General features: G+C 63.2%; 9 protein-coding genes. 4 read left to right on the forward strand and 5 right to left on the reverse strand.

Annotated elements, in window-relative coordinates:
• Positions 1–19: 19 nt before the first annotated feature.
• Positions 20–1126: a DNA polymerase III subunit beta gene (gene dnaN / locus QPK27_RS17425; RefSeq protein ID WP_290419516.1), complete on the forward strand. Its 1107-nt coding sequence runs from the start codon at positions 20–22 to the stop codon at positions 1124–1126.
• Positions 1127–1197: 71 nt separating this feature from the next.
• Positions 1198–3699, forward strand: a complete 2502-nt coding sequence (gyrB, locus tag QPK27_RS17430; RefSeq protein WP_290419517.1) for a DNA topoisomerase (ATP-hydrolyzing) subunit B — start codon at positions 1198–1200, stop codon at positions 3697–3699.
• Between the two features lie 64 nt (positions 3700–3763).
• On the opposite strand, the gene QPK27_RS17435 is transcribed toward gyrB, so the two are convergent.
• Positions 3764–5050 (reverse strand): MFS transporter, encoded by a 1287-nt coding sequence (locus tag QPK27_RS17435; RefSeq protein ID WP_290419518.1) that lies wholly within the window; start codon positions 5048–5050, stop codon positions 3764–3766.
• A gap of 188 nt (positions 5051–5238) precedes the next feature.
• Here QPK27_RS17435 and QPK27_RS17440 point away from each other — a divergent pair, with 188 nt between their 5' ends.
• Complete coding sequence (locus QPK27_RS17440; protein WP_290419519.1) at positions 5239–5988, forward strand: HNH endonuclease; 750 nt, start codon at positions 5239–5241, stop codon at positions 5986–5988.
• Between the two features lie 38 nt (positions 5989–6026).
• On the opposite strand, the gene QPK27_RS17445 is transcribed toward QPK27_RS17440, so the two are convergent.
• Entirely contained in the window at positions 6027–7142 is a 1116-nt protein-coding gene (locus tag QPK27_RS17445) for a hypothetical protein (protein ID WP_290419520.1), read from the reverse strand.
• A 576-nt stretch (positions 7143–7718) separates the two neighbouring features.
• Here QPK27_RS17445 and leuA point away from each other — a divergent pair.
• Positions 7719–9401, forward strand: a complete 1683-nt coding sequence (gene leuA / locus QPK27_RS17450; RefSeq protein ID WP_290419595.1) for a 2-isopropylmalate synthase — start codon at positions 7719–7721, stop codon at positions 9399–9401.
• Between the two features lie 54 nt (positions 9402–9455).
• Here leuA and infA read toward each other — a convergent pair whose 3' ends face one another.
• The 3 genes from infA to QPK27_RS17465 all read right to left on the reverse strand — a co-directional run bounded on the left by infA (position 9456) and on the right by QPK27_RS17465 (position 12002).
• Entirely contained in the window at positions 9456–9722 is a 267-nt protein-coding gene (infA, locus tag QPK27_RS17455; RefSeq protein WP_290419521.1) for a translation initiation factor IF-1, read from the reverse strand.
• A gap of 430 nt (positions 9723–10152) precedes the next feature.
• Positions 10153–10293, reverse strand: a complete 141-nt coding sequence (locus tag QPK27_RS17460; protein ID WP_290419522.1) for a hypothetical protein — start codon at positions 10291–10293, stop codon at positions 10153–10155.
• Positions 10294–10364: 71 nt separating this feature from the next.
• On the reverse strand, positions 10365–12002 hold the full coding sequence (locus tag QPK27_RS17465; protein ID WP_290419523.1) for an ATP-binding domain-containing protein: 1638 nt from the start codon (positions 12000–12002) through the stop codon (positions 10365–10367).
• Between the last annotated feature and the right edge of the window lie 4 nt (positions 12003–12006).

Here is a 12006-nt window from a genome sequence, read left to right on the forward strand (position 1 = left end):
AAACGACCTGAGGATAACTATGCAATTGGTCAAATCCACCCGAGACACGCTTCTCCGGCCACTGCAGATCGTGAGCGGTATTGTCGAGCGTCGGCACACCATGCCGATTCTGGCCAATATCCTCATTCGCAAGAACGGCGAGAGCGTGTCTTTCCTGTCGACCGACACCGAAGTGCAGATCACCACGCACGCCAACATCGGTAGCGGCGACGACGTGACCGGCACCACCGTGGCCGCACGTAAACTGCTGGACATCCTGCGCGCGCTGCCGGAATCGGGCGACGTCACCATGACGCTGCAGAACAAGCGCCTGGCCGTGCAGAGCGGCAAGTCGCGCTTCGCGCTGCAGACGCTGGCGGCCGAGGAATTCCCGACCGTGTCGGTGGCCGAGAGCCACAACGCATCCGTGACGCTGCCGCAAAAAACCCTGAAGCACCTGTTCAACATGGTGTACTTCTCGATGGCCCAGCAGGACATCCGTTACTACCTGAACGGCCTGCTGCTGGTGCTGGACGGCAGCAACATCATCGCCGTGGCGACCGACGGCCACCGCCTGGCCTTCTGCCAAGTGGAAACCGAGCAGCAGTTCGAGCGTCAGGAAGTGATCATCCCGCGCAAGACCATCATCGAACTGCAGCGCCTGCTGGAAGAAAGCGACGAAACCGTGCGCCTGGACATCGCGGCCTCGCAGGTGAAACTGACCTTCGCCGACATCGAGCTGGTCTCGAAGCTGGTCGAGGGCAAGTTCCCTGACTACACCCGTGTGATCCCGAAGGGTTACAAGAACGACTTCACGATCAGCCGCGAAGAACTGCTGCGTTCGCTGCAGCGCGCCGCGATCATGACCAGCGACAAGTTCAAGGGCGTGCGCTGCATCATCGAGCCGGGCGTCATGAAGATCAGCTCGACCAATGCCGACCAGGAAGAAGCGGTCGAAGAACTCGAGATCGACTACGGCGGCGACGCGATCGACATCGGCTTCAACGTCACCTACCTGCTCGACGTGCTGAACAATCTGAAGTGCGACCAGGTGAACATTGCCCTGGGCGATTCGAATTCGTCGGCGCTGATTTCGATTCCCGACAATGGCGACTTCAAGTATGTCGTCATGCCGATGCGCATCTGACGCATCGCGCGGGCCGCTTCGGCGGCCCGCATGCATTTGCCTGAATTAGATAGTCTTATAGAAAGCAGTCCATGTCCGAGAATATCCCAGCAGAAAACACCGCCCCCAAGGCGGACGAATACGGCGCCGCCTCGATCCAGATCCTGGAAGGCCTGGAAGCGGTTCGCAAGCGTCCGGGCATGTACATTGGCGACACCTCGGACGGCACCGGCCTGCACCACCTGGTGTTCGAGGTGCTCGACAACTCGATCGACGAAGCGCTGGCCGGCTATTGCACCGAGATCCACGTCACGATCCACTCCGACAACTCGATCTCGATCGCCGACAACGGCCGCGGCATCCCGACCGGCGTCAAGATGGACGACAAGCACGAGCCGAAGCGCTCGGCGACCGAGATCGCCCTGACCGAACTGCACGCCGGCGGCAAGTTCAACCAGAACTCCTATAAAGTGTCCGGCGGCCTGCACGGCGTCGGCGTCTCGTGCGTGAACGCCCTGTCGAAACTGCTGCGCGTGACCGTGCGCCAAAAAGGCAAGGTACACCAGCTGGAATTCGTGCGCGGCGCGCCGGTTGACCGCATCATCGAAGTCGTCGACGGCGTCGAAGTGTCGCCGATGAAAGTGCTGGGCGACACCGACAAGCGCGGCACCGAAGTGCATTTCTGGGCCGACGAAGAAATCTTCACCACCGTCGAGTTCCACTACGAAATCCTGTCGAAGCGCATCCGCGAACTGTCGTTCCTGAACAATGGCGTCAACATCAAGCTGACCGACCAGCGCACCGGCAAGGAAGAAGTGTTCGCCTTCGAAGGCGGCACGCGCGGCTTCGTCGAGTACATCAACAAGGCCAAGACCGTCCTGCACCCGACCGTGTTCCAGGCCACCGGCGACCGCCTGTCGGACCAGGGCACCAACATCTCGGTCGACGTCTCGATGCAGTGGAACGACGCCTACAACGAGCAAGTGCTGTGCTTCACCAACAACATCCCGCAGCGCGACGGCGGCACCCACCTGACCGGCCTGCGCGCGGCGATGACGCGCGTGATCAACAAGTACATCGACGAGAACGACTTCGCCAAGAAGGCCAAGGTCGAGATCTCGGGCGACGACATGCGCGAAGGCCTGACCTGCGTCCTGTCGGTGAAAGTGCCTGAGCCAAAGTTCTCGTCGCAGACCAAAGACAAGCTGGTGTCGTCGGAAGTGCGCGGCCCGGTCGAAGAAATCGTCGCCAAGACGCTCACCGACTTCCTGGCGGAAAAGCCGAACGACGCCAAGATCATCTGCGGCAAGATCGTGGAAGCAGCCCGTGCCCGTGAAGCGGCGCGCAAGGCACGCGACCTGACCCGCCGCAAGGGCGTGATGGACGGCCTCGGCCTGTCGTCGAAACTGGCCGACTGCCAGGAACGCGACCCGGCGCTGGCCGAACTGTACATCGTCGAGGGTGACTCGGCAGGCGGCTCGGCCAAGCAAGGCCGCGACCGCAAGTTCCAGGCGATCCTGCCGCTGCGCGGCAAGGTGCTGAACGTGGAAAAGGCGCGCTTCGAGAAGATGCTGTCGTCGGAGCAGATCACGACCCTGATCGCGACGCTCGGCACCTCGATCGGCCCAGACGAGTTCAACGTCGACAAGCTGCGCTACCACCGCATCATCATCATGACCGATGCGGACGTCGACGGCGCCCACATCCGCACCCTGCTGCTGACGCTGTTCTACCGCCAGATGCCGCAGCTGGTCGAGCGCGGCCACATCTACATCGCGCAGCCGCCGCTGTACAAGGTGAAGGCCGGGCGCGACGAGCGCTACCTGAAGGATGACGTCGAAGAAGCGAGCTACATGATGATGTTCGCGCTGAACTCGGCATCGCTGATCCCGCGCGAAGGCGTCGAGCCGATCACCGGCGAAGCGCTGGGCGAACTGGTGCGCCAGTACAACCTGGCCAACGCCATCATGATGCGCCTGGCGCGTGTGATCGACCGCGCGGCGCTGACCGCCATCGTCAGCGGCGGCGTGGTGCTGGACTTGACCACGCTGGAAAATGCGGAAAGCTCGGCCAAGGCAATGGAAGCGGCGATCAACGATCCGGCGGTGAAGGTCAAAGTGAAATCGGACGAGCTGTCCGAGAAGCACGGCCTGCGCATCGAACGCATCCACCACGGCAACGTGCAGGTGACCGGCATCGACGCCGACTTCGTCGCCGGCGCCGACTACGGCGTGCTGGCCAACTCGGCCGCCACCTTCCAGGGCCTGATGGGCGAAGGCGCGATCGTGCGCCGCGGCGAAGGCGATCGCATGAAGGAATTCGCGGTGCGCGATTTCCATGGCGCGATGGAGTGGCTGCGTGAAGAGGCGGAGCGTGGTGTGTCGAAGCAGCGTTACAAGGGTCTGGGTGAGATGAATCCGGAGCAGCTGTGGGAGACGACGATGGATCCGACTGTGCGTCGTTTGCTGAAAGTGCAGATTGAGGATGCGATTGCGGCGGATCAGATCTTCACGACGCTGATGGGTGATGAAGTCGAGCCACGTCGTAATTTCATTGAGTCCAATGCACTGCGCGCGGGGAACATCGACGTTTAATCGTCCTCCGCTTCAAATCAAAACGGCCTCTTCGTGAGGCCGTTTTTTATTGTTGTCTCTGCGTTTAATCCTGCTCGGAAATCGGCCGGACAACCAGGAACTGATATGACATCGCGCCAAGGAAAGCAATGCCGGCGCCCGTCAGCAGAGCTGGAACGAACGACCAGCTCTGTGCAATAAATCCGGTGAAAATCGGAGCCAGTGCGCCGCCGATGAACCCGCCGAAGTTCTGAATCGCACCAAGCGAAGCAACACGGCTACGCGGCGCCACTGCAGTCACGAGCGACCACGAACAGGCTGACGCCGCGTTGGCCAGGAAGATCACGACCGAGATGCAGGCAATCGCCGCGGTATTGCTTTCGACCAGCGCAGCAGGGATCGTGAACGCCACCATGCCCAGCATGGACAGCACCACCGCCGTACGGCGCCCTGACACGGCTGATGCTGCGCGGCGTGTGATCTGGTCCGAGGCCCAGCCCGCTGTCAATGCACCGGCGAAGCCGCATAGGAATGGAATCGTGGCCGCCACGCCGACGTAAGCCACGTCCATGTGACGCTCCGTGCGCAGATAGCCCGGCAGCCAAGTCAGGAACACCCAGTTCAGGTACACCGAGCCAAAGAAGCCGAGCAACATGCCCCAGGTGGCGCGCTGGCAGAACAGTGCGCGCCAGGACGCAAAGCCTGCTTTGGGCGCGGCCTCCAGTGTCTGGCCCTCATCCAAGTAAGCGCGCTCGGCTTCAGTGAGTTGCTCGCGTACCGGGTCGCGATACAAGATAACCCACACGATGGCGGCGACGATGCCCAGCGCGCCCGTGATAAAGAAGGCCCAATGCCAGCTGGTCGCAGCGATCAGCGACGACAGGCACAGTGGCGCCAGCGCAAAGCCGAGCGGCGATGCCGAGTTGTAGATGCCGGTTGGCGTACCGCGCGCGCGTATCGGGAACCAGTTACTCACGACCCGTGCTGCCGCCGGGAATTGCGGCGCCTCGCCAATGCCGAGCACGATGCGCGCGAGAACGAACCAGCCAAAGGTCGATACGAGGCCGCCCGCAGCCTGGGCCAGCGACCACACCACCAGTCCCGTGCCAAGCAGCCAGCGTGGACCGATCTTGTCGACCAATGCGCCCACCGGCAACTGGCACAGCGCATAGCTCCACGAGAACGCCGAGAGCAGCAGCCCCATCTGGCCGAGCGACAAATCAAGGTCGGCGCGGATGAATTCGTTGGCGACGGCGAGGGTGGCGCGGTCCAGATAATTGATGACGCCGGTGATAACCAGCAGGACCAGCGCTAGGGTCTGGCGGTGGCGAATACGGGGAGAAGCAGCTTCGCGGGAGGAGATAACGTTCATCTCGGAATGCTACCAAGGAGCGTTAATTGAAGGAAAGGTATTTATGCCGCAAATTCGCGATCCGATGTCATTCGGCTTTGCCGGACGCCCACTCTCAGAAGTGGGCTGCCTACTATTAGTATTCGATATGTTGTTGTAGAGATATTGAACAGTTGATAGACTGAGCGCTTCATCCCACTCACTCAGTCATGTCCGAATCTACTCAGGAATCGCTCGTTCTCGGCAGTCGTGACTGGACGGATGAAGAGTTCAACGGCGCAATCCAGGCTTATCTGAACATGTTGCGCGCCGAGTTGAACGGCGAGCCGTACAACAAAGCTGAAATCAATCGACAGCTACGCGCAGGTCCGCTCCCTACTCGGTCCAAAGGTTCGATCGAATTCCGCATGCGCAACATCTCGGCCGCGCTTTACGAGCTGAGAATGCCTTGGATTGCAGGCTATCTTCCTGCGAATAATATCGGCAGCACTGCCAAGGAAAAAATCGTCGATCTTCTGCGCGCGAATGACATCGCTTTTCTTGAGCTCTATGTCCCGACTGCCGATCGGCAGGAGTTGGACAACAAGGCTTCCGCGCTCAGGAAGCAGGCACCGGAAGTCAGACCAATCGGCTCATTCCAGCCGATCATGGTGTCAAAGATTACAACTTCGTATGTCCGCGATCCGGCCGTCAAGGCCTGGGTTTTACAGGCTGCAGGCGGCAAATGCGAAGGATGCGATACCGCCGCGCCGTTCATTGCATCAGACGGTTTTCCCTACCTCGAAGTGCATCATGTTATGCCACTATCGAGCCATGGCTCGGATACGACGACCAACGCGGTCGCGCTGTGCCCGAATTGCCACCGCCGCTGTCATTCATCGATTGATCGCGACGAATTCAAACTGTCTCTGTATCAAAAAATTTCACGCCTGATTGTCGAAGCACCGGCAATGGATTAATGCACCGCGACCGCCACGGTCGGTCAATACAAAATCATTTACTGCAACCTTATCTTGACGATCGCATTGCCGGAAGTCGCATACAAACTCCCCTTCCCATCCGTCACAATCCCGCGAATATCCGCCAGGCTCCCCGGCAAATCCCCCGTCCGCAGCGTGGTCGAACGCGTCGTCCCCGCAACCGTCGTCACCACCCCCGCCGACGTAATCCTGCGCACCAGATTATTGACCGCATCCGCCGCATACACATTCCCCTGCGGATCAACCGCCAGCCCCACCACCTGCTCGAACCGCGCCTCACTGCCCGCCCCATTCACCGCCCCGCGCACGTTCTGCGCCCCGGCCAGCGCCACCATGCTCGCCATGCCAAATGCCCCGTTCGGATTCCAGCGGCTGATCTCGCGCTCGAGGTCGAACAGGTAGACGCTGTTACTGCTGTCCACCGCCACCCCGCGCGGTTCGAACGGGCGCGTGCCGGACAGGTCGTTCTGCACCGACTGCCCTTCCAGCATCGTGGTCTCGCCGGCCGAGATCCTGCGCGTGCCGTAGGCGTTGGTGATGAACAGGTTGCCGTTGCCGTCGAGCGCCAGCGCGCCGGGACGGGCGCTGGTCATGCTGCCGTCGACGACGTTGCTACCGACCGGGATCGTGGCCCAGGTGCTGACCTGTCCGGCCGACGTGATGCTGCGAATGCGCTGGTTGTCCGCAACGTACAGCGTGCCGCTGCCGTTCACGGCCACCGCGACCGGATTGGCGAAGCGCGCGTTGCCGGCGCTGCCCTCGGCGGTGCCGCTGCTGCCGGCCGCGCCCGCCACGGTCGTGACCACGCCTTCCGGCGTGATCTTGCGGATGGTGAAGTTGCCGGTGTCGGCCACGTACAGGTTGCCGTTGGCGTCGATCGCGAGACCGCGCGGCGATTTAAAACGCGCGGCGGCGCCGGTGGCGTCGATCGTGCCCTCGGCGGTGGCGTCACCGGCCAGGATGCTGAGCGCGGCGGTCTGCGTCGGCGGCGGCGTGCCGCCATTGCCATCGTCATCGCCGTCCTGGTCCTTCGGGATGCCGTCGCCGCAGGCGGAGCACAGCAGCATCAAGGCGGCGGCGCCGAACAGTTTCAGGCGCAAGCGGGCGGTATCATGGGCGGGACGATGGGTCATGAATCTCTCCAGAAAGGTTCGCCGCCGATGCTATCACGCACGGTCGCGCCGCTGCCCGCGTTGGGCCATGAGCGCTGCATAAACTGCAGGCGCCTGCAGTCTTGGTGGACGCCGAAACGACACTTTGGATGAGCAAGCGCAGCCGATCACACTGCAAAATCTCCGTACTTTCTTTGCCACATCAATCAATTGTCCGCTTGACATACGGCGCCCACGACTTTAAAGTCGAAATTATGTCTTTCATCCTGCAACTGCCGATTTCCCTACCAGCCGCCGGCGCCCTATCGCCGGCTGCCCTGCTACTACGCGCGTAATCGTCGCCGTACGCCCGGCTCCGCCGGCCTCCCCAGCAGTCAAGGAAGTTGCAAGATGTCTACCTCCCCAGTTTTCGCACCATCGTTTTTCGCCACCGGGTTCGTCCTGGCAAGTGGCCTGCGCGCACATGCTCGTGCGCTGCTAGAACTACCGATCGGTTGCCGGGCCTAGCGTTTCGTGGCCCGTCCGGCAGCCTTCGCCACCATTGCCCCCGCGACCAAACGCCGGAGCCGCCAAGCGACCAACCCAACAGGAGCCCAGATCATGCTGACCAATCCCGCCGCCAAGTACCGTCCCTTCCCCACCATCGACCTGGCCGACCGCCAGTGGCCGAGCCGCGCCATCACGCGCCCGCCGATCTGGATGAGCACCGACCTGCGCGACGGCAACCAGGCGCTGATCGAGCCGATGAGCCCGGAGAAGAAGCTGCGCTTTTTCCAGATGCTGGTGAAAATCGGCATCAAGGAGATCGAGGTCGGCTTCCCGTCCGCCTCGCAGACCGACTTCGACTTCGTGCGCATGCTGGTCGAAGACAAGCACATCCCCGACGACGTCACCATCATCGTGCTGACCCAGGCGCGCGATGAGCTGATCCGCCGCACGGTGGAGTCGGCGGTGGGCGCCAAGCGCGCCATCGTCCACGTCTACAACTCGGTGGCGCCGGTGTTCCGCCGCGTGGTGTTCAACATGGAGCGCGACGAGATCGTGCAGATCGCGGTCAACGGCACGCAGCTGATCAAGGAACTGGTGGCACAGCATCCGCAGACCCAGTGGGGCCTGGAGTATTCGCCGGAATCGTTCTCCACCACCGAACTCGATTTCTCGAAACAGATCGTCGACGCGGTCGGCGCCGTGTGGCAGCCGACGCCAGACAACAAGATGATCGTCAACCTGCCCTCGACCGTGGAAGCGGCCACGCCCAACGTGTACGCCGACCAGATCGAGTGGATGTGCCGCCACCTGAACAACCGCGAGTGCCTGACCATCAGCGTCCACCCGCACAACGACCGCGGCACCGCGGTCGCCGCCGCCGAGCTGGCGGTGATGGCCGGCGCCGACCGCGTCGAAGGCTGCCTGTTCGGCAATGGCGAACGCACCGGCAACGTCGACCTGGTGACGCTGGCGATGAACCTGTACACGCAAGGCGTCAATCCCGGCCTGGACTTCTCGGACATCGACGCCGTGCGCCAGTTGGTCGAGGAGTGCAACCAGCTGCCGGTGCACCCGCGCCATCCATATGCGGGCGACCTGGTGTTCACCGCGTTCTCGGGCTCGCACCAGGATGCGATCAAGAAGGGCTTCGCCAAGCAGCAGGCGGATGCCATCTGGGAGGTTCCTTACCTGCCGATCGACCCGGCCGACCTGGGACGCAGCTACGACGCCGTCATCCGCGTCAACAGCCAGTCGGGCAAGGGCGGCATGGCGTATCTGCTGGAACAGGAATACGGCCTGCAGCTGCCGCGCCGCCTGCAGATCGAGTTCTCGCGCGCCGTGCAGCGCGTGGCCGACGAGAGCGGGCGCGAGATCAATGCGGGCGACCTGCATGCGCTGTTCGCGCGCGAGTACCTGGAGCAGGACGAACCGTATCACTACATCTCGCACCGCATGGTCGAGGACAGCGAACATGAAGTGCAGCTCGACGTGAACGTGGCGCGCCACCATGCGCCGCAGACCTTTGCCGGCACCGGCAACGGGCCGATCGACGCCTTCGTCAATGCGCTGGGGCTGGACATCAAGCTGATGGACTACCACGAGCATGCGATCGGCTCGGGCGCGGATGCGCGCGCGGCGTGCTATGTCGAACTGCGCGTCGGGAACGGGCCGACCTTGTTCGGCGTCGGCATCGACAGCAATATCGTGACGGCGTCGTTCAAGTCGGTGCTGTCGGCGGTGAACCGGCACATGGCTGCCGGCGCCGGCGAGGCGGACGCGCTGGCGGCCTAAAGCCGCGCATGGCGCGCTGCCACGAGCGGCCCGGCCATGCGCACGATCGGAAAATCAGCGGCGGCGCTGCGGCGGGCGGCGCGGGCCGGCCGGGCCGCGCGTTTCGAGGTGGCGGAACACGATACGTCCCTTGGTCAGGTCATACGGCGACAGCTCGAGCGTGACGCGGTCGCCTGCCAGGATGCGGATATGGTTCTTCTTCATCCGGCCTGCGGTATAGGCGATCATCTTGTGGCCGTTGTCGAGGTCGACGCGGAAGCGCAGCTCGGGCAGCACTTCGGACACGAGCCCGTTCATTTCGATCAGTTCTTCTTTTGCCATGCGTGGTTTCCTGGTGAATTCAGCCGGTCCGGAAGCGGCCGGAAGTCGAGCGTCGCGCATCGACCGGCGGAGGGAATGCTGCGCCGAAGCGCCGTGGAAGAGACCCGGCGGCCTGCGCCAGGAAGAGATGGGACGGATGAAAAAAAAGCCCGCATCCTGCGGGCTTCGTTTCAAAGCATTACCGATTTATCGCCGCTTTGGCCCATGCTATCTGCGTGGTGCCGAAGCTGATGGATACCCGCGCTATCTGCGCGGTGCGTCCGCTGTACAGGCTGACTGACATACCGAAAACACGTCATGCGGGCGTTTCGCGCACTGCACAGGCGCGGCGACTGTTCGCATGACGCCGACAAAACGTTCGCTTCATCGACGGACGGAGCATAACAGGTTTTTTTGTGCGGCGCACAAAAATTATTCCGGCATCAGTGCATCAGTGCGTGCCCGTCGTATCGGCGCGCGCTTCATCGTCGCCGTCGTGCGCCGCAAGGCGGCGCCCGGCGAGCGTGGATGCGTCGTCCGCGATGCGCGAACAGGTCGCCGTCTCGGGAGGGTCGAGCATGTCGGCCAGCATGGCGCGCAGTTCGAATGTGTCCCAGTCCTTGCCGGCCCGCTCGCGCTGGTGGATATAGTGCCGGATCTGTTCTAGCTGCCGCTCATGCGGTCCAGCATCTGCACCGAGGCCCGATCGCTCATCACCAGCACCAGCTTCAAGCGTGCCCGCGTCATCCCCACGAACAGTTTGCGCAGCGCCTTCTCGTCCAGCTCCTCGAAGTCGATCTCGGTAAAGATCAGCGCCGGCGCCGACTGCCCCTTGAAGCGGTACACCGATTCCGCCAGCAACCCGCCCTCGCGGAACACGGGAATCCCGAACAGGTCATACGCCCCCGTGAACGAGCGCAGCGTGTGCGTATCGCTCAAGCGGTCCAGCTGCAGGATCGCCGACTTCTCGCGCCCGCGGAACGAGCAGATCGCGATGTCGTGGCGCGCGTAGCCGGCCGACAGGCACGACGTCACCGCGCGCCGCGTCTGCGCCAGCATCGCTTCCGTGTCGCCCTCGGGATACGTGAGTTCTTCGATATCCGCCCCCTTGAACGGACTGCCCGCCTCCACCGGCTGGCGCGCGGCGCCCAGCTTGGTCAGCATGTCGACGATCTGGCGCGGGCTGCGGTAGTTGGTGTGCGAGTGCAGCGTCACCCAGCCCGGCAGCGGCACCATCGCGCGGCCGTACAGGTTCTGGTCCGGGTCTTCCATCCAGATCGCGCGGCCCTCGGGTTTCAGCATGCGCAGCACGATGTCGCGCCACGCCACCGAGAAGTCCTGGCCCTCGTCGATGATCACCACGTCGTACTGCCAGGTCTCGGGCAGCGCGGCGCCGGCCATCGAGTTTTCGATGCGCTGCCAGACGTCGTGCGCGCCGTAGTCGGGCGTGACGTCCTGCGCGCGCAGCCAGGCGTCGGACAGGGTGTGGAAGGTGGCCACCCGGCCGCCATTCGGCACCAGGCGCTCGATGTGGTCGGCCAGCGGGCGGTTGAAGCAGACGTACAGCGGGCGCAGGCCGGCGTCGATCGCGGCGGTGTATTCGGCCAGCGCCAGCTGGGTCTTGCCGCTGCCGGCGGTGCCGATCACGTGCAGGCGAAATGGTGAAAAGTCGAGCCGGCGCGCCCAGGTGGCCAAGCCGCCCGACAGGCGCGTGACCATCTGCACCGCGTTGCCGATCATCGCGCTCAGGTCGGGCCGCAGGTTCAGGGTGTCGCCCAAAAAGCGCGTGACCTTGTCGAATTCCTCGGTCTTGTCGGTGATCGGCAGCGTCTCGCGGATCACGCGCGCCAGCTTCGGTTTGTTGGAGGCGTCGATGATGTGGTGCGGGTCGATGCCGGCCAACTGCTGGTCGCGCACGATGTAGTCGGGGCAGTACAGCAGGTAGTCGATCGACAGCGTGCCGTGGTAGCGCTTGGCCAGGCCTTCGATATTGGCCAGGATCTGGGTGCGGATCTTGCGCGATTTACCCTGAAAACTCTTGACCAGCCCTTCCGGCGTCTCGTTCAGGAAGCCCGCCACCTGTTCGATCACCAGCATGCGCCCGTTCGGCGCCAGCACGATGAAGTCGATGTCGCCGTAGACCGAGTAGCCTTGCTCGACGTTGGTCCAGTGCACGCCGTGGTAGATGCTGTAGGGCGCGTCGGCCAGGCGCTGGTCGAGGTAAGCCAGGGTTTCGATTTCGCGGGCCGCGGCGCCGGTCACGGACATTTCGCGCCAGCCGGCTGGATGGAGGTGGGCCATGGGT

The organism is Massilia sp. YIM B02443 (assembly GCF_030411955.1).
Classification (GTDB): Bacteria; Pseudomonadota; Gammaproteobacteria; order Burkholderiales; family Burkholderiaceae_D; genus Telluria.

Excerpts from the sequence above, each read along its gene's own strand:
- dnaN (WP_290419516.1), top strand. The coding sequence starts at position 20 with ATGCAATTGGTCAAATCCACCCGAGACACGCTTCTCCGGCCACTGCAG.
- gyrB (WP_290419517.1), top strand. The coding sequence starts at position 1,198 with ATGTCCGAGAATATCCCAGCAGAAAACACCGCCCCCAAGGCGGACGAA.
- QPK27_RS17435 (WP_290419518.1), bottom strand. The coding sequence starts at position 5,050 with ATGAACGTTATCTCCTCCCGCGAAGCTGCTTCTCCCCGTATTCGCCAC.
- QPK27_RS17440 (WP_290419519.1), top strand. The coding sequence starts at position 5,239 with ATGTCCGAATCTACTCAGGAATCGCTCGTTCTCGGCAGTCGTGACTGG.
- QPK27_RS17445 (WP_290419520.1), bottom strand. The coding sequence starts at position 7,142 with ATGACCCATCGTCCCGCCCATGATACCGCCCGCTTGCGCCTGAAACTG.
- infA (WP_290419521.1), bottom strand. The coding sequence starts at position 9,722 with ATGGCAAAAGAAGAACTGATCGAAATGAACGGGCTCGTGTCCGAAGTG.
- QPK27_RS17460 (WP_290419522.1), bottom strand. The coding sequence starts at position 10,293 with ATGCTGGCCGACATGCTCGACCCTCCCGAGACGGCGACCTGTTCGCGC.
- QPK27_RS17465 (WP_290419523.1), bottom strand. The coding sequence starts at position 12,002 with ATGGCCCACCTCCATCCAGCCGGCTGGCGCGAAATGTCCGTGACCGGC.